General features: G+C 38.4%; 17 protein-coding genes. 7 read left to right on the forward strand and 10 right to left on the reverse strand.

The window, feature by feature from the left end:
• Window positions 1–131: 131 nt before the first annotated feature.
• Window positions 132–686, forward strand: coding sequence for a superoxide dismutase [Cu-Zn] SodC (sodC, locus tag OSH00_RS11370; RefSeq protein ID WP_266130515.1), 555 nt, complete (start codon window positions 132–134; stop codon window positions 684–686).
• A 63-nt stretch (window positions 687–749) separates the two neighbouring features.
• On the opposite strand, the gene OSH00_RS11375 is transcribed toward sodC, so the two are convergent.
• A complete protein-coding gene (locus OSH00_RS11375; protein ID WP_266130516.1) occupies window positions 750–1973 on the reverse strand; it encodes a DUF2252 family protein in 1224 nt (407 codons plus the stop codon).
• Window positions 1974–2157: 184 nt separating this feature from the next.
• On the opposite strand from OSH00_RS11375, the gene yccS reads away from it, so the two are divergent.
• The 3 genes from yccS (at window position 2158) to OSH00_RS11390 (ending at window position 5428) form a co-directional block, all read left to right on the forward strand.
• A complete protein-coding gene (gene yccS / locus OSH00_RS11380) occupies window positions 2158–4308 on the forward strand; it encodes a YccS family putative transporter (protein WP_266130517.1) in 2151 nt (716 codons plus the stop codon).
• Window positions 4309–4337: 29 nt separating this feature from the next.
• Window positions 4338–4892, forward strand: a complete 555-nt coding sequence (locus tag OSH00_RS11385; protein ID WP_266130518.1) for a hypothetical protein — start codon at window positions 4338–4340, stop codon at window positions 4890–4892.
• A 248-nt stretch (window positions 4893–5140) separates the two neighbouring features.
• Window positions 5141–5428: a DUF3817 domain-containing protein gene (locus OSH00_RS11390; protein WP_266130519.1), complete on the forward strand. Its 288-nt coding sequence runs from the start codon at window positions 5141–5143 to the stop codon at window positions 5426–5428.
• A gap of 60 nt (window positions 5429–5488) precedes the next feature.
• Here OSH00_RS11390 and craA read toward each other — a convergent pair whose 3' ends face one another.
• Window positions 5489–6730 carry a chloramphenicol efflux MFS transporter CraA gene (gene craA / locus OSH00_RS11395; RefSeq protein ID WP_266130520.1) on the reverse strand — a complete coding sequence of 414 codons (1242 nt, stop codon included), beginning with the start codon at window positions 6728–6730 and terminating at the stop codon, window positions 5489–5491.
• Window positions 6731–7075: 345 nt separating this feature from the next.
• Here craA and OSH00_RS11400 point away from each other — a divergent pair, with 345 nt between their 5' ends.
• Window positions 7076–7468, forward strand: a complete 393-nt coding sequence (locus OSH00_RS11400; RefSeq protein WP_196075714.1) for a hypothetical protein — start codon at window positions 7076–7078, stop codon at window positions 7466–7468.
• Between the two features lie 33 nt (window positions 7469–7501).
• On the opposite strand, the gene OSH00_RS11405 is transcribed toward OSH00_RS11400, so the two are convergent.
• From OSH00_RS11405 to OSH00_RS11430, 6 genes are all read right to left on the reverse strand, one after another.
• Window positions 7502–8383 carry a pirin family protein gene (locus OSH00_RS11405; protein WP_266130521.1) on the reverse strand — a complete coding sequence of 294 codons (882 nt, stop codon included), beginning with the start codon at window positions 8381–8383 and terminating at the stop codon, window positions 7502–7504.
• 30 nt (window positions 8384–8413) lie between these two features.
• Window positions 8414–9178: a nucleotidyltransferase domain-containing protein gene (locus tag OSH00_RS11410; RefSeq protein WP_266130522.1), complete on the reverse strand. Its 765-nt coding sequence runs from the start codon at window positions 9176–9178 to the stop codon at window positions 8414–8416.
• A 268-nt stretch (window positions 9179–9446) separates the two neighbouring features.
• Complete coding sequence (gene ddlA, locus OSH00_RS11415) at window positions 9447–10544, reverse strand: D-alanine--D-alanine ligase (protein ID WP_266130523.1); 1098 nt, start codon at window positions 10542–10544, stop codon at window positions 9447–9449.
• A gap of 55 nt (window positions 10545–10599) precedes the next feature.
• Window positions 10600–10971: a hypothetical protein gene (locus OSH00_RS11420; protein ID WP_266130524.1), complete on the reverse strand. Its 372-nt coding sequence runs from the start codon at window positions 10969–10971 to the stop codon at window positions 10600–10602.
• Window positions 10972–11049: 78 nt separating this feature from the next.
• Window positions 11050–11868, reverse strand: a complete 819-nt coding sequence (locus OSH00_RS11425; RefSeq protein ID WP_266130525.1) for a DMP19 family protein — start codon at window positions 11866–11868, stop codon at window positions 11050–11052.
• A gap of 132 nt (window positions 11869–12000) precedes the next feature.
• Window positions 12001–13410: an FAD-binding oxidoreductase gene (locus tag OSH00_RS11430; RefSeq protein WP_266130526.1), complete on the reverse strand. Its 1410-nt coding sequence runs from the start codon at window positions 13408–13410 to the stop codon at window positions 12001–12003.
• 372 nt (window positions 13411–13782) lie between these two features.
• Here OSH00_RS11430 and serA point away from each other — a divergent pair, with 372 nt between their 5' ends.
• Both serA and OSH00_RS11440 read left to right on the forward strand, forming a co-directional pair.
• A complete protein-coding gene (gene serA / locus OSH00_RS11435) occupies window positions 13783–15015 on the forward strand; it encodes a phosphoglycerate dehydrogenase (protein WP_266130527.1) in 1233 nt (410 codons plus the stop codon).
• A 151-nt stretch (window positions 15016–15166) separates the two neighbouring features.
• On the forward strand, window positions 15167–16036 hold the full coding sequence (locus OSH00_RS11440) for an EamA family transporter (protein ID WP_266130528.1): 870 nt from the start codon (window positions 15167–15169) through the stop codon (window positions 16034–16036).
• Between the two features lie 42 nt (window positions 16037–16078).
• Here the strand turns inward: OSH00_RS11440 and OSH00_RS11445 are convergent, their stop codons facing one another.
• Together OSH00_RS11445 and OSH00_RS11450 are read right to left on the reverse strand one after the other, a co-directional pair.
• Complete coding sequence (locus OSH00_RS11445) at window positions 16079–18079, reverse strand: PKD domain-containing protein (RefSeq protein ID WP_266130529.1); 2001 nt, start codon at window positions 18077–18079, stop codon at window positions 16079–16081.
• A 234-nt stretch (window positions 18080–18313) separates the two neighbouring features.
• The gene (locus OSH00_RS11450) at window positions 18314–19033 is read right to left on the reverse strand and encodes a metallophosphoesterase (protein ID WP_266130530.1); all 720 of its coding nucleotides are present in this window, start codon (window positions 19031–19033) and stop codon (window positions 18314–18316) included.
• Window positions 19034–19041: the final 8 nt, after the last annotated feature.

A 19041-nucleotide genomic window follows, 5' to 3' on the forward strand; every position in this document is an offset into this window, starting at 1 on the left:
AGCATAATCAATGCCAATTTACTGTTTATTTAATAAATTTATACAATCAGATATTTAATTCACATTGTTTATCCATAGATGCTTTGTTTGAATGGTCTTTAAATCATGATCAAAGATATTGGATGCAAATAATGACATCTACTTTTTTTAAAACATCAATATTTTGTACCTGCATCGCGCTTTTTACAGCGGCATGTAGCACCACACCGCATACGTCCAAACCTAAAACACCTCAAAAAACGATTGATGTTCATGCTGTTTCAGCACAAGGCATTGGCGCAAAGATCGGTACGATTAGCTTTCAAGACTCGCCAAACGGTTTAAATATTTCAACTCAACTCAGCCAACTTCCTTCAGGTTTTCACGGTTTTCATATTCATGAAAAAGGCTCTTGTGCGCCTGCTGAAAAAGATGGAAAAATAGGGGCGGCCTTAGCTGCAGGAGGACATTACAATCCTCACCAGACTGGACATGGCACACCGAATGATGGGCATATGGGCGATTTACCTGTATTGAATGTTGATTCAAATGGTAATGCTAAAACCACTTTGATCGCACCACGATTAAAACTTGCTGATATACAAGGCTTAGCCATTATGATCCATGCAGGTGGCGATAATTATTCCGACCATCCAAAACCATTGGGTGGTGGTGGAGATCGCATTGCTTGTGGTGTGATCCAGTAATTTAATCATTATTCAATTAAGGCCTTGGATGTGGATAAACCTATAGTTATCCACAGATGTCTTTTATTTTTGATGTGCAAGTGCATAACGGCGGCAGTGATCCAGATAACCAGCCTCATGTACACTGATCAATTCCACAATACTGCGCCATAACCAGAATGGCGCATCTATGGTTTTAGATTGGTTTCTTTGCAGCTCTTTGAGCCAACTGTTTCGAGTTGAATCATCCATTTGTCGAACATGTGCTCGTCCCACTACAAAAGCCAAATAAAATGCCAAATTTCTCGCCCCCACGGGGTTCATGCCCTTGATTTCTAGTTTTAAATCCTGCGGTAATAACTCACGAATAAAGAGCGATCGCTCCAAAAATTTGGTTGCTCGCATTCGCTCACCCAGATAAGGAGATAAATGTCTTGCCCCTTCCACAATTCGCATTGCATTGTCTTTCGGCATAGATGCATTTGAATAACGAGGTGCTAAAGCTGTGATGGCTTCTTTTAAATCCATTAAACACAAGCCTTTACCATCTCTAACAATATGATTGGATGAATCCATTAACACGATATAACGCAATAAGCCTAAAGAACTGCAGCCTTTCACCCAGTATGCTGAATCAATCACTTTGAGCTGTGCTGATGCATCACGCTGCCCAATCATTTTGACTAAATCGTCTATATCCGGTTGCGCAAAAACATTGTGTATTTCCAACTGTTCTTTTTTTAATAACGGCCAAAACCGTTTACCCAAGGTAATTTGAGGCTTTAAATCTTCTAAACGTTCTTTTGCTAAACTTTTCCAAGATCGCTTCACCGCTTTTTCCATCACACTGTGTACTAATGCAGGACGCTGTAACTGATCACTTGTACGACCATTACGTTCTAGCGCATAGATATAGCCTGCATACAATGCTTCAATCATTTGTGCAGTCACCACACCCGGTAAGTCTGAACTACGCACTGCTGTTGCCAATGATAAACCTAAACGAATCAGGTCATTGGCTGGATTGCCAATCACAGTCTGATCCAAGTCTCTAATTTCAATGTCGATCTTACCTTCTGCATTGGCGATAGGACCCAAGTTTCCAGTATGACAATCGCCACAAATCCAAATTGCTGGACCTTGAGGAATAGAGCTAATTTCAGCTTGTTTCAGCCAATCATAATATTTAGCAGTATTGCCACGTACATAGGCATGGATTGAACGTGCCATTTTTAAATTACGGCGTTCGGTCAACTCGGCACTACGATAACGCGGGAGCTTAATTGCGGTATTTTGTTTTTTTGACATTGTCAGTATTTTTTAAGCATTCAGTGATTTATTGTGGATTTTTTTAATGCTCAGGGTAAGAGTGAATCTGTATATAAAATGTTGAATTTTACGCATTAATTTTTACATTTTCACAGCGAATAAGACATCTGATTGTGTCATAAAAGAGTAAAATATACCGATTCCCCATCTGCGAAACGATATTGTGAATAGCATTCATCAAATCTTTCAAAATATAAAGTCAAACTCAACCTTTATTTATTGCTTACAGATTCTGATTGTTTTGACGGGAACAACGCTTGGGCTTTATTTTCTAGGTTATGACCGGTTGATCGTTCCCTTAACGCTTGGAGCAATTGCAACAGCATTGACGGACTTTGATGACCGGCTCAGTATCCGTTTAAGAAATCTCGGACTGGTTTGTATTCTTTTTTTTAGTGTCAGCAGTATTCTCGATTTTTTACATCCCTATAAACTTTTATTCTTAATTTATTTATCGCTTTCAAGCGCTGTTTTCATATTAATGGGGGCACTGGGGCAACGCTATGCCACCATTTCTTTTGGTACAGTGCTACTCTCTATTTATACCATGTTCGGCCTAGGTGAATATTCTGAGTGGTATCAACAGCCGAGTTATTTTGTTATGGGGGCACTCTGGTATGGTTTAACCTCAATTATTTTTTATCTACTTAAACCAACACAAGCCGTTCAAGACAATTTATCAAACAGCTTCAATACGCTTTGCGATTTACTCATGGCAAAAGCCAAATTGTTTGATCCTGATAATCAAGACAATGTTGAACAACTTTTATATGATCTTTCATTAAAAAATAGTGTTGTGGTGCAAAACTTAAACACCACTAAAGCATCATTATTGACTCGTTTAAAAGCTTCACGTGCCAATAAAAATACAATTTACTGGCTGAATTTATATTTTCTCGCCCAAGACATCCATGAACAGGCTACATCCAATTATCTTCATTACGAAAAAATCCAGCAGAACTTTAGCCGCACCGATTTAATCTATCGAATTCAAAAAAATGTACGCATTCAGGCACAGCATTGTCATGTACTGGCTGAAGCTATTTTAAAAGGCGATAGTTTTATCGTCCGTGCAGACCATAACACCGCCTTAATCTATTTAGAAAGTTCAATGCATGAGTGGATTCAACATAATCCATATAATATAGAAGTTAAGAATCTGCTTTTGGTCTTAAGAAATTTAAAAAATGTCCAAGACCAGTTTACCAACCTCAGTATTGAACAAGCCAACTATCAACAAAGTTACAGCCAACATCGAGATAATTTAAATTTATTGGATGACGATATCCACGGCATACAAGACCTTTGGCTCAAGATCAAACAACATCTAAGCCCAAAATCTGCCCTGTTTCGTCATGCTGTCCGTATCGGCTTTGTGTTTGCTGTGGGCTATGCCATTTCTTTATTGCCTTTTGCCAAGAATGGCTATTGGATTTTACTGACCAGCTTGTTTGTCTGCCAGATCAGTTATTTCGCCACTAAAAGCCGTTTAAAAATGCGAACCTTAGGCACTGTTTTAGGTGTCATTCTAGGAATTCCAATCTTATATTTTGTCCCCAGTATTGAAGGTCAGTTAGTCCTTACCATTATTTTCGGAGTCTATTTTTTCTATTTGCGCTCGAAAAAATATGCCATGGCGACCTTAATGGCGACTCTGATGGTCTTGTTGATTTTTAATCTTAAAGGTGCAGGCTATACCATCATTTTGCCTCGTATTTTTGATACACTTTTAGGCTGTTTAATTGCATGGTTTGCTGTGAACTTTATTTGGCCGGATTGGAATTTCCGGAATATTTCCAACAATATTCTCAAGAGCAGTAAAGCAACCCTAGATTATTTCGATGCTGTGGTAGAACAATATCAACAGGGTCGAACAAACAGTATTGAGTATCGTAAAGCGCGTCGTGCGGCACACAACGCACAAATTGAATTATCAGCCATGATTTCGAGCCTCAGTGCAGAGCCCAATCCCCATCAGGATTTAATTCATCATGCATTTAGATACTTGGTCTATAGCCATAGTCAACTCAGTTATGTATCAGCACTTGGCAGCCATCGTGAACACGTACATGATCAGCAAATTCTAGATCTAATGTTATGGTGTAAACACACCTTGAATGATGTTCTACTCAATCAAGTTCCTTTAGATGAAGCTGTAATTGAACAAAAATTGACAGAAATACAAACTTTAAGCGATCAAGACAATTTATCAGATGGTTTACTATTAGCATTGAAACAAATCAGTTTATTATTGGAAACCTTACCTGAGTTGTTAAAATTAAAAACAACTTTACTTCGCTTAGAAATTAAATAGAAATGATGACAAGATCTGAGAGGGTTCAAGTGAAACTTAAACGCCATTTACAATTGTTTGCTGCTTTAATCACGCTAAGTGCCATGACATCTAGTTATGCAGACGCAAAATTTAATCAAAACTTAGAACAATTTTTAGAATGTAAGAAAACGCTCAGTGATTATTATGCTCTAGGTTTTGAGTTTGAAGATAACTTGAAAAAGAACGGTTGGCTGAAACAAGGGGAAGATTATTCTTATGTCAGTCAAACTCCAATCAAAGTTTTTGGTCAATCCAGTCATGAAATTAGTTTAGTTGCTGGTGGTATGCTGGCTGTATTCAAAAATGCCAATACCAAAGAACTTGCTGAAAAATTTAAAATTTCTCAAAACCCATTTTTTAAAAATATGCCCTATTTCTCTGGCGAAAAAATTGTAAAAACGGATCCAGCGACCAAAGACTCGGAAAAGTCCGTTCGAAAACTGACCCTCGCTGAGTCCAATCCTGTTATCAATGCAGGAGAAAATAAAACTTATCTGGGTTGTGTTTATCTCTCCGAGTTTGAACAACAGCAACAGGAAGCTGCACTTGAAGCCGCACAGTAATCAATAAACATCGAAATCGAGAATGATTAAAGATTGAATGCAATGCCAATTCCGCATACTTTTCAATAAATCATAAAAAACTGATGTGTAATGATGACTTTTGATTGTGATAATTTAACAACATGATCAAGGTCATTTTCTCACATAGAACAAGATCAATGGATGAACTACAAAGGGTGATAAATATATTCAACTTTTAAACACAATTCGGTTAGACTCAAGATTCATTCTCATTTGACTAAGTGACCATGAATATCAAAACTTTACGTCTTGTTGGTTTTCTTGAAGGGATTTCCTTTCTTCTCCTGCTGTTTATTGCAATGCCGCTCAAATATATTTGGGATAATCCGATCTATGTGAAATACCTTGGTATGGGACATGGCTTACTCTTTATCGCCTTTCTTGCTGTTCTGTTGATCGTTTGTCAAAAGCAAAAATGGTCGATTAAAATGTTTATTTTAGGCTTGATCGCTTCAATTTTACCTTTTGGCCCCTTTGTGTTCGATCATAAACTCAAGCAAGAACAATCTTATTAACTCTCCTTTGAATACAGCTGTAAAGCTCCCTTTCCTTTTGGAGAGAGAGCTTTTTTAATTTTAGAAGATACCCTCTGCCTGACGTTGTTTCATGATTGATTTTAATAAGCCACGTGGAACAGTGAACCACAAAGCAATTAAAACAAAACACGACAATGCATAAGCCCAGAGATGGAAATGCTCATATAAAACCCGAATCAGCTCAATGACAAAGAAGAAGGTAAACATCATGAGGACTGAAACAGCTGCTGCTACAGTACCCTTAGAAACTTCTGAAGACATCAATGCAAAACGATACAGTACAGAGAAACTAATCCCCTCACCAAAGCTCACCAATGTCATACCTGCAATGACGCAATATAAAAAATATTCGCGCCAAATGACACCTGCAAATACGATGACTGTACCTAAAAGCATTAACGGTAAGCCAATTAAGACTGTTTTCCCAAGCGTTAAACGATCAATCACTCGAATCAAAACGATATTTCCTAAAATCAGCCCTCCCAATACAGGAAATTGTGCTAACCCATACTGCAGACTACTCAGCCCCAGTTCTTCAACCAACATGACCGGCGATAAAGCAATCCAAAGCATTAAAGGCATCGCCACCATAGGAAGCCCTAAAGTCATCCCCATAAACGTTTTATTTTTAAAGACTTTTCTATAGTCATCCCAAATATAACTCAGAGGTTGTTTGGGAATACTGGTTTGACGTGATGGCATTTTTGCCTTTAAACCAAACCAACTGAGAAAGGCTAAAAAAGCAATCGCAATAAAGCCCCAGTGCCACGATACATGATCGATCAGGAAAGCACCTACGACAGGTCCGATTAACGGTGCCAGTAAAGAAATGTTTGCCATGAGCGCCATGACTTTTATTGCATCACGTTCTTCAAAAGTTTCCTGAATTGCAGCATAACCGACAGCTGCAATCACGGATAAACCAAAGCCTTGTAAAAATCTCAAAGCAAGAAAACTTTCAATATGATGTGTCAGTAAAATCAATAAGCAGGTGATCACAAAAAATGCCACACCCGCCAATAAGACTTTTTTACGTCCTAATCGGTCTGATAATGGTCCTAATAATCCTGCGACACATGCACCGCCAAGCAGATAAAAGGACATGGATGATGGTGCCCATGTGCTGCTCACACCAAATTCTTTGGTAATCGCGAGCATGGCAGGCTGCACCAAATCATTTCCGATATATACTGAAAACTCAAAAAGCACCAACGCCAATGGAAACATGAGCGTAGCACGACTCAAACTTGCAGTTTGTTCTTGTTGCACTGAATTTTGCATTGTTTTCTACATATCATTATAGGCTTGCTGGAGTGACACTATTTTTCTAAAGATAAGCGTCATCCCAATGACAAGCACTGAAATTTAAATATTAAGTTGTGGAATTTACGTTGAATAAGGAGTCAACACCGCATTCACAAGGTGTCTAATTCAATAGGTAAAAAAAGTCATGCTTGCAGCAAATTTGTGAGATTTATAACTGAACCCTTCTATAAAAAAGTTTATAGAAAGTACACACAGGGTTGAGTTTTTGTAGTGTAACACAGACATTTTTCGAGAGGAAGTTGAACATTTAATATTCTTAAGATACTCTAAATGTCACATGAATCGATATGAATAAATTAAATGAAAAATAAAAATCCGGTTTCCTTAATCATCATTGGCATTATTTTACTTCTGGTCGGTGGTGGGCTTTATTTAATGAGTTCAGGACCAAATATCAGTGCCTCTGATCAAGCCCGCTGTGAACAGTTGGTTGAAAAAAAATATGGTGAAAACTCTGGCTCAATAATCTCAAGTTGCAAAACGGATACGGGTTTTGTTGCCATGATGGACGCTCAAGCCAATTCTACAGGCTCAGCAGAAGATACAGCGAAAGCAATTAGCTCAGCCAATCAAAAAGAACTCGGCTTAGGTATATTCGGTAAATTCCTTATGGGGTTATGTGTGGGAATCGGAATTGCATTGCTGATTAAAGGTCTTATTGGACTAAAAAACAAACCGCAAACGGGTATTTAGTCCTTCACGGCAGCTTATACATTGAGCTTGCTGTCATTCAGCATCTAACACTTTAAATTTGATGAAAGTACCCTTTTTAATATCATCATATGCTTCAAGAATTTGATCATAGCTGTTCATCACAAATGGACCATGACCATTGATTGGTTCTTGAAGCGGTTTACCTGTCAGCAACAATAACTTGCAATGCTCTAAAGCGGTAATCTCAATATCCTGCCCTAAACTCGACATCACGGCTAAGCCCTGTACATCTAACATGTCATCTTCAGGCTGAAATTGAACTTTACCACGTCTTAAATAAATCATTGCCGTGTCTCCAGCATTCGCCGGTAGCACTACGCGATGTCCTGTCTGGATTTCTATGTCTAAAACTTGGAGAGGCGAATGCGTTTTGGCTGGTCCTTGGGCATTTCCATAATGCCCAGCAATGACCCTGACACTTCCTGCGGAATGCTTGAGTCCAATCACGGGAATATCCGCTTTGCGCAAACTTTGATAACGGGGTGGATTCATTTTATCTTTGGCAGGCAAATTCACCCACAACTGTACCATTTCAAAATAGCCCCCTGTTTTTGCGAAAGCCTCACTAAACACTTCTTTATGTTGGACACCTGAAGCAGCCGTCATCCATTGCACATCGCCTGCAGAAACGATCCCTCCACCACCGGATGAATCCCGATGTTCGAGTTCTCCTGCAAAAATCAGTGTGACCGTTTCAAAACCCCGATGTGGATGTTCACTCACGCCTTTGCGCAATTGGGTGGGTTTTAAAACACCAGGTCCCAAGTGATCAAGCAATAGAAATGGCGAAACGGTGTTGCCAAGTTCATAATGCGAGAACACGGACAGTACAGGATAAAAATCTCCAATCGCAAAGCGCGTATCATTACGATGGATAAAGGCAAGGGTTTTCATACTGTCGATCTACTCTGATTGGCAATAATATTATCCATAAAAATATTGTTTTAAATTAAAGCTATATGCTGTGAGATATTGCTTTAATTTTTCAAGATCATTGGTGGGTTCTATAGCTCTACGATTTAAAGCTTCAATCTTATCTTCCAATAATTTTAAGATCTGCGCTTGTTCACTCTCAGGTAATTGCGCTTTTTCTTTCTGCTGTTTTTTGATTTCCAAATAATCCTCTGCCCAATGGCGGAGTGGATCTTTGGCATCAATTTGATCAAATAACTGCGTGATCAAAAGTTCAGGCATAACTTGTTGTGTTGCCAACTCTGCGGACATCAATCCCCGAATGGAATAAAACACTTTCTTATAAGTAAAATTATCCGCAGTTTGCATGACTTGCATTCCCCCTTTTGCCAAGGATAAGTAATGGTAATACAAGGCTTTATAATCTATTCGTTGCAGCAAGCCTGCTCTAAAGTTTTCCCATTCAGGAAATTGATTAAAATAGACAATATGCGCACGTACCCACTCAATAACCGTAGGATTGCTTTTTGCCAAAAGTCCGAACATTTTATTCAAATCAAATGAAACAAAGTCAAAATCACCCTCCATGATTTCGATTAAGTCACGATGTTGACGATAATCATAATATTGTGCTTTAGAAGGTAAATGAAAACCACGCACATCATAGTCACTGTCTGGACTTGCCATGCCCCATAATCGACTACCACTTTCGATATAAAATAGCGGATGTTCATCCCTGTTTTGGAATAATTTTTGAATTTCTTGTTGGATGTCCATGGTATTCACATTTTTGGTAAATCTATAAGTTTTATATCATTAATTTCAATATTTTTTGAATTTTATTTAGTTTTTGAATACCTGTTTTTATCGAATTGATTAAGCACGCTGAAGCCTGATTTGACTGAAACGCTCACTCGGACAAGGGAGCAAAAATCCACTCTGGTTAATTGATTCTATTGATCTCCTAAAAACGCATCATATCTGATACGTTTTCAAGCAAATGTCTTATCCTTTCTTCAATAAAACATATGAATAGCGAAAACAGCTATCTTTTAGACACTAATTTTGGATTTCTTAATAAATTTTCATGACGCTCTAATGCCAATTCTATGAGTTGGGTAATTAATTCAGAATAAGTGATCCCACTTGCTTCCCAAAGCTTTGGATACATACTGTTATTGGTAAACCCCGGCAAAGTATTTACTTCATTCAGAAAAATATCGCCATTTTCAGTCAAGAAAAAATCGACACGTGCAAGTCCCAAACAACCCAAAACTTTAAAAGCTTTAATCGAAATTTCACGGATCTTATTACTTTGCTCATGTGAAATTGGAGCAGGAATTACGACTGAAGAAGATTGATTATCTATATATTTTGCTTCATAAGAATAAAAACTAGATTTTACAACAACTTCACCACAAACACTGGCTCTTGGATAATAATTTCCCAAAACCCCGCACTCGATTTCACGACCTTTGATAAATTTTTCGATCAATACTTTGCTGTCATATTGAAATGCATTTTCTAAAGCAGCAATAAATTCCTGTTCATTTTCAACTTTACTCACCCCAACGGAAGAACCCTGATTTGCAGGTTTTACGAATACTGGAAGACCTAAAGTAGTTTGAACCTCATCGAAACCCACTTCGTCTAGGTCATAAGCATGAATCGTTAAAAATGGTGCAACAGCAATACCAGAACCTTGTAATAAACGCTTGGTGACATCTTTATCCATACAAATTGCAGAACTTAAAACATCTGAACCCACAAATGGTAGATCTAAAATTTTAAGCATGCCCTGTAATGCACCATCTTCACCTAAGGTTCCATGAATAATTGGAAAAATAACATCAAGGGGCGCTAATCCTTGTGCATTTTCAATTTCAAAAATTTGAGATGATTTAGACTGCAAATGATCTTGCTGTTCACGTGGGGCAAGAGAAATTAATTTAGGATCGTGACCATCTTCTAAATAATGTGCAGCATCTAAAATACGCCAAGTACCCTCTTGATCTATCCCAATCAAACTCAGATCAAACTTTTGCCGATCTATTGCATCCACGATGTTTTGTGCTGACTGTAGTGACACGCGATGCTCTGATGATTTTCCACCAAAAATTATTCCAACTCTCGTTTTTGCCATTTTGTTGTTCTCTGTTTTTAATTTTTCAAAGCTTTAATTCCTAGTAAATCATTGATCAAGGGCATTTGGCTTTTTGGAATGTCTTGGTATTTTTACCACGTAAACACTGATATTCCTTTTGTACGTCTATGCGTTTCCACTGACCATCTACATTTTTAAAGGTGTAAACTGTACGAATTGAACGAACTGAATCATCCATCAAACCTGTTTCAGTCAATTTCACTTCAGCGACCGTTGGCGACTCAACACGGTTAAAATATTGACGTAATTCAACTGTCGCTAAATCTTTGCGTAAATCAGAACGCTCATTTAAAACCTGGCTCAGTGGCGTTTCAGCCCCCCCAACTTTATTCATTAAATTTTGTGTGGTTGCACAACCTGACAAAGTCACTAAACAAAATACTGAAATCAAACTCAAACGGTTCATTCTGGATATCCTTAAAACTCGAAGCACCACTACATGATGCTATGCACATTCAACTTACACTATTTAAAAACTGTGACTTTATGATTCATCTGCAATATGATCAATATCGAGCGCAATGATTTGTTGATCATGATCATCAAACATCAATGCTTGATCACCTAAGTCCAGCATATAGAAATGCCCTTGATCAGTGAGAAAATGCCAAGCAACGATCTCTTGTCCACTATATTCATGTGATGGATCGCCAATAGTAATACGATCCAGCTCTTGACCCACCTGTTGGCATAATTCTTCAATAATTTTAAAATAACGCGGTCGATCTTCTGCTGCCTGTTGCTTGCGTTGTTCCAAATTCGGAATCTTGGCTGCGACTTGCTCAATGATGGCTAATATTTCATCTTCATCCACTGCGTGTAACTTTGGATGCTGCCTTAACCATAGACTATTGATTTCAATCAGGTCTTCACTTTGTTTTAGCGCAAAGAACTGATCGTCAAAACTATTTAGAAGATCTCGTTGCTGATTGTCACCAAAATATTCACCCTCTAAAAACTGTTCGAACTGCTCCTCTGAAAATTGCGCTATCAAATTGGCACTTTGTTCAAATAATGCTGAATGTTGTATCGCATTCATGGCTTTTAAACCCTCACGAACATGTTTCACCATGAACGCATCCCACCCCGTGTTATACACAAATTGTGAGAATCCACCATTATTGACTTGGGCAAGATAATAATCTACAAAATAGCTATGCAATGCTTCAGCCGACACTTCATCGTATTCGACATAGTGTTCGAATAATTCATTTAATGTATCGATATTGGACATGATCACATCATAATGATCATCACTTTCTAAACTTTGTTTAGAAATTAAAATATTATCAATCAGCATCATTTTCAGTTTCTTATCAATATTTAAGCGCTACAAACATAACAAACTTTTAACGACAAATGACCACAAGACTGTAAATTTATTTTTGTGTGTCCATAAAAAACGCTCCCTGAGGAGCGTTTTTGGTTCAATCTTTTAAAGATCAAAGAGTTTACCTGGATTCATAATACCGTTTGGATCAAATACTTGCTTTAAAGCCTTCATGTATTCAATTTCTTCAGCAGTTCGGGTGTAATCAAGATAAGGCTTTTTGGTCATGCCCACACCATGCTCAGCAGAAATCGAACCATCATATTTCTTCACGGTTTCAAACACATGTTTATTGACAACCTGACACTTCGCAAAGAATTCATCCTTCGACAAATCTGCAGGCTTTAAAATATTCAAATGCAGATTGCCGTCACCAATATGCCCGAACCAGCAGATTTCAAAGTCGGGATAATTCTCCGCTACAATCGTATCAATTTCCTTAATAAACGCAGGAACATGCGTAATCAGTACAGAAATATCATTTTTATACGGTGTAAATGGCGCAATGGTTTCTGAAATATCCTCACGTAAACGCCATAAGCTTTGCACTTGTTCAAGGCTTTGACTCATTACGCCATCAAGTACCCAACCCTGCTCCATACAGTGTTCAAAAATTTCCATCGCCGCATCCATAATCGGCTCATATGGGGCTTCGAACTCCAGTAAAACATAGAACGGGCATTCAGTTTCAAATGGACGTTGTACATGACCACGATCCAATACTTTTTGCATTGCAAGTTCGCCAAAAAACTCAAATGCCGTCAGATCAATTTTATTTTGAAAAGCATGCAATACTGGCATGATCGCATCAAAATCAGGCACACCCAGTACCATCACTTGTAGATCATGTGGCTGACGCTCAAGTTTAATTTCAGCTTCAGTCACTAAACCTAAAGTACCTTCACCGCCAATGAATAAGTGCTGCATTGCATAACCTGTGGCATTTTTAATCATGCCTTTGTTTAAACGCAATACATCACCTTTTCCAGTTACAACAGTCAAACCAAGTACCCAATTACGTGTCATGCCGTACTTGATGACTTTAATGCCACCGGCATTGGTTCCGATATTGCCGCCCAACTGAGACGAGCCTGCCGAAGCAAAATCAACTGGATAATACATACCCTGTTCTTCAGCGTAATTCTGCAACTGCTCAGTCACGACACCTGCCTGGATACGCACCATCCGATCAGCAGGATAAAATTCTAAAATCTGGTTCATTTTGTCGAAACTCACGACAATTTCACCATTCGCTGCAACAGCCCCAGCTGATAAGCCCGTACGTCCACCAGATGGTGTGATCGCAACATTAAATTGATTGGCCAATTGAACAATGGCTTGCACTTGCGCTGTGCTAGATGGAAAAACGATGATCGAAGGTTTTGGATCAAAATGCTTAGTATGGTCTTTACCCCAGTTTTCTAAACTGTCCGCATCGGTTTTAATCCGATTTTCACCGACAATTTGCGTCAATTGGGTCAATAATTCTGGTGCTATCGTTACTGGAGCATTCATCGTTTTGCGGACCTAGCAAGAAGTAAAAAAAGGGCGTCGTATATAACATTCTAAATTTTAAATCAGTTAGTGAAAATTTTTCAGCATTTTTTGATACTTTAAATTTCCATTTTCACCAATTTCAACACTATTTTACCTAGATGGCTGCTGAGGATAAAGCACAGATTTGATTCACATTATCTACACTTTGTATATAACGCCATCAGTAAGCAGTATAAAAATCAATGTATTAGCTTGTCATTTGATTTTTGAATAATGCTTATCAGAAATCGTAGATAAAATATCCACTGTAGTGTCACAATCAAAATATCTATAGAACAAGGTCTATGGTATCATATTGCGACTAAATTTGGCCTTTGTAGCGGAGCCGTAATGAGCCAACATCTTTCACTACCTAAAGATAAAATTCGTTTCTTGTTGTTAGAAGGCGTTCACCAAAACGCGATCGACACATTAAATGCTGCTGGATATACCAATATCGATTACCGTAAAACTGCGCTTGAGGGTGAAGCGTTGAAAGAAGCGGTAAAAGATGCTCACTTCATCGGTATTCGTTCCCGTACACAATTAACTGAAGAAATCTTTGAAGCTGCGAATAAATTGATCGCAGTGGGTTGTTTCTGTATTGGAACAAACCAAGTGAATTTAAATGCAGCCATGATTCGTGGTATTCCTGTATTTAACGCACCATACTCAAATACTCGTTCAGTTGCAGAACTTGTTCTTGCAGAATCGATTCTTTTACTTCGCGGTGTACCTGCTAAATCAGCATCTACACACCGTGGCGGTTGGAACAAGTCAGCTGTAGGCTCGTTTGAAACACGTGGAAAAACTTTAGGTATCGTGGGTTACGGCTCAATTGGTTCACAACTTTCAGTATTGGCTGAAAGCATGGGTATGCATGTGATTTATTATGATGCCGTGACCAAACTTCCAATGGGTAACGCGCGTCAAGTTGGTTCTTTAGACGAATTACTTGCCAATGCTGATGTGGTTACTCTACATGTTCCAGATGTTCCTTCAACACGCAACTTCTTTGCAAAAGAACAATTTGCAAAAATGAAAGAAGGGGCAATCTTCCTCAATGCAGCACGTGGTACATGTGTTGTGATCGAAGATTTGGCTGATGCCATCAAATCTGGCCATATTGCCGGCGCAGCTGTTGACGTATTCCCGAAAGAGCCGAAAGCCAATGGTGAAGAATTTGTTTCTCCACTTCGTGGTTTAGACAATGTGATCCTGACTCCTCACGTGGGTGGTTCAACGATGGAAGCTCAAGCCAATATCGGTTTGGAGGTTGCAGAGAAATTTGTGGCTTATTCAGATAAAGGTATGACCTTATCTGCAGTAAACTTCCCTGAAATTGCACTTCCATTGACTGAAGGTAAACACCGTTTACTTCATATCCATAAAAACGTGCCAGGTGTTCTTTCTAAGATCAATAACCTATTTGCTGAACATGGGATCAATATCTCTGGTCAATCTTTAATGACCAAAGGCGATGTGGGTTACTTGGTCATGGATGTCGATGCAACTGCATCCCAAGAAGCACTGGATACGCTTCAGGAAGTTGAAGGTACAATTCGCGTACGTGTATTGTTCTAAGCTTACTGGAAGCAAAAAAACCACAGGAACATCCCTGTGGTTTTTTTATTGGTCATTACTTCAGATCAAAGGTACAATCATTTCTAAGACTGCAGTTCGCTAAAATTCAAATTCTTAATACAGATCATCCTTATTCCAAGTTTATCAAAGCATGTCAAATTTAAAAAATGCGCCACACCTACAGGCTTTAGTTTTATTACTTTTTGCAATGATCAGTATGCAAAGCAGTGGTGCTCTTGCCAAAACACTGTTTGATCATTTCCCGGTTTTAGCAATTTCTGCCATGCGTTTGCTCTTGGGGGGATTGATCTTGGCGGTCATTTTTAAAATCTGGCAAGCCAATTTAAAACAAATCAAGTGGTCATCAATTATCTGCTATGGCTCAGCACTTGCAGGAATGAATGCCTTATTCTATTTATCGATCCATCGTATCCCACTGGGCATTGCTGTCGCTTTTGAATTTATTGGTCCTTTGAGTGTCGCACTGTTTCATGCCCGACAAAAATTCGACTTTATATGGGTTGGACTGGCCATCATTGGACTGATTTTATTATTCCCCTTTGATCAAGCTCAACACAACCTTGATCCAGTAGGTATTGTGTTAGCCTTGGCTGCGGGTGCATGTTGGGCATTATATATTGTTGCAGGACAACGCCCTTCAGGGGTCTCAGGAAATCATACCGTATGTTTAGGCATGTTGGTCGGAACACTGTGTTTATTACCGATTGCCTTGTTCTCAGGAATGCCTAGTGAGATTTTTCAGCCTTCAAATCTGATTTATTTTATTGTATTAGCGATCTTAGCAAGTGCCTTGCCTTTTTCTTTGGAAATGATTGCTTTAAGAAATTTATCCGCTTTAAGTTTTGGAACACTGATGAGTCTTGAGCCCGCGATTGCTGCATTTTCTGGGTTTATATTCTTAGGCGAACAATTACTATGGACTCAGTGGTTAGCTTTAGCCACCATTATTAGTGCTTCAATTGGTTGTACGGTGACTGTCCAAAAAAGAAAGCAAATCTAAAAACCACCTCGGAAGGTGGTTTTAATGAGTTTCATGTAAAAACTACCAGTCAGGTTCACCCATCAATAGCTTGATCATCGTATTCTGATCTGGCTCTGATTCAAAACCAATTCGCTCCACCCATTCTTGTCCATTGTCTTGTATCAATGCATAAATGCTTAAATAATTGATAGGCCCTGTTCCACTTACATCAAAACCTGAATATTGATTGGGTAATTGAATGAGTAGCGGTTTTCCATAAATTGCTTTATAGCTCAATGTCTCCTCCGTACCTTGAATTGTATATACCGTAATGTCGATCAGACACGATTTTCCAATTAACTCAGGTATAACTTCCCAATTGCCATTCGGTTCAATGGGTCCATTTGAAGAATTGACCAAACTGGTACAAACGGCAGGAAAAGTTAAACCTTGGCTATTGCTATAAACGACTTCACGATCGGTCAAGACAATATTCACATTGCCAGTCAGACCTGTAACTTGTTTGCCTTTATAACGTACCCATTGATGAGTTTCAAAAATTAAAGTGCTTTGTGCTGACCAGTCCAACTGTCCATCTGGAGCTTTGATACCTGTGATCAAGCGACCACCATCTTGCGCTACTGAAAATCCAAACTTTTCATTTATTTTCCCTGAACATGACACTGCTGTACCATTGGGAAGCTCACATTTTATAAAATGATCCGTCGTTGGTTTTCCAAGATCAATGATCACATTACCAGAGGTTGCCGAAGTTTTTTCACCCAACATGGTACCTGTTAAATCTTTAGCAGACCAATAAATTGAACCACTCGAAGGCATATTTACCACGCTTAGACCTTCTTTAGGAACACTATTCGATTTGGTTAAAGCTGAGCCATCATTTAAGGTGATTCTTGCTGTTACATTACACGGAAGTGCTTGTCCACTAGATTGGCATTGAACAAAAACCGAACCTGAATTTTCAAATTTTAAATCCCAATTCCATGTTGAAAAATGATGCACTGTTGCATGTACTGCAAGACCTGTAGATGACTGATGTGACGCAACAACTTGGCCTTTGCCTTCTTCATTCCACAATCCATTGGTTTCGTCGAAATACCACATTGGGATTTCAGTTCCAACTTTCATCTCTTGATTATTGAGACTTTTTACAGGCAAATTCATTTGAATATCTGCTGTCTTACCTGTGGCCAGTTGTAGCTCTTGACCTTGAGAATCTTTAAATGTTGCTGTAATCATACCTGCACTAATTAAATTAACGATATTGCCTTGCGCATCTCTTGCAACACCATTGGCAGGCATCGCATTTAGATCAGCATTGGTAATATCCCAAGGCGTAAATTCGACATTTACCAGACCCGTTGCCAACTCACCATTGTTTTTTACAAAAGCGTTTGCAGGAATCGTAATGCTTGCACCCAAATTTTGAGATTGAATCACTTGAGCCATCGAGATATCAGAAACAGGAACAACCTGTTTAATCGCTAATAAATTTACAGAAAGTGCTTTTAGATTTGCCACCTCATATACAATGGACTGACGAATAAACCCTGATTTTTCGAATGTAGCAATAACTTGCGGCATATTTTGAGGAAGTGTAAGTTTTAAAATTGCACGGCCATTTTGATCTGTATTTACGCTTTGCCCTTGTATTGTAACTTTAGCATGAGAAAGTAAAGTACCATCTGATGTCTGTGCTAAAATTGCCACATCACGGTTTATTGTTGCAGCCCCTTGTTTTACTTTTATTTTTTGTGTTGTTGAGTTGGTTTGACCAGCGAGATCTGTAACATTCAAAGTGACTGTATATTGACCCACTTTTGTATAGGTATGTTCAACTGTAGCACCAGTTCCCTGGGTACCGTCACCAAAATTCCAAGCATAGGTGCGGATTGCATTACCTTCTTTTGCTTTATATACCGTACTTTTCGTTGCATCAAATTTGACAATTTCACCTGTATTGGGTGTAGTGGGACTATATTCAAATTTAGCAGTAGGCTTACATGCAACCAAAAATATGCCAATCATTGCAAAAAGAAACCATTTTATATATTTTTTCATTTTAATCGCCTTTTTTAATATTTTTGTGACACATTTAACAAAATTAAGTTTAATCTGTATTTATTTCCCGCTATAGACATTTTATTTCAAAAATTTGATGTTGTTTCTCTCAATAGACAACTAATCCACAAGGCAAAATAACAATAAATTTCAATCAATAGGGGAATCAAATGATGACTATTACAAAGGATTTGAAAATAAAGTTCATATAAAACAAGCTATAATTTTATTGGATTAAGATTTGATTACACATCGCTGTTTTTCTATAGGAAGCTGGCAATCTATTTCAACAAGTGTTAATTCACGCCCAAAACAAACACCTGTATCGAGAAAATAACAGTTATGTTTCTTGGTTACATAATCAACTACGGTATGTCCTAGAAAAACCTGCTCAACCCCCTTAACATTCGAATAACGCATAAAGCGTTTATTTTTAATTCTACCTCTCCCCCAAAGTGCCAACTCTCTGCTTTTCACCCGTGTCGATAATTTAAAGGCTTCCCAATCATTAAGATCAATATCTGCATGCACAAAACCATATTTTTTGTTTTGATATATGACTTCTAAAAGTACAGGTAATGTTTCCAGCTTCTCAATTACTCGTTTTTGTTGTTGGAAACTTAAAGCATAAAACCACTCACCCCCATGTTGGGCATGCAAATTTTTCATCATGGTATCGACATGGGATAAAATGCACATTTCCTCATGATTACCAAGAATGCTTTTAAACCACGGTTCATCAATCAAATTCAAACATTTCAAACTCTCAGGACCCCGATCGACAAGGTCACCTAGAGCAATTAATACATCAGTTTGAAAGTCAAAGTGCACATCTGCCAACTTTTGCATCAATGCATCATAATGACCATGAATATCCCCCACCACAAATAAGCGACCTGTATGGTGAATATAAGTCTCTACATGCGCAAAAGTGTGTTGTAATAAATCTTTCATCAACGGCT

Source organism: Acinetobacter nematophilus, from assembly GCF_026344175.1.
GTDB lineage: Bacteria > Pseudomonadota > Gammaproteobacteria > Pseudomonadales > Moraxellaceae > Acinetobacter > Acinetobacter nematophilus.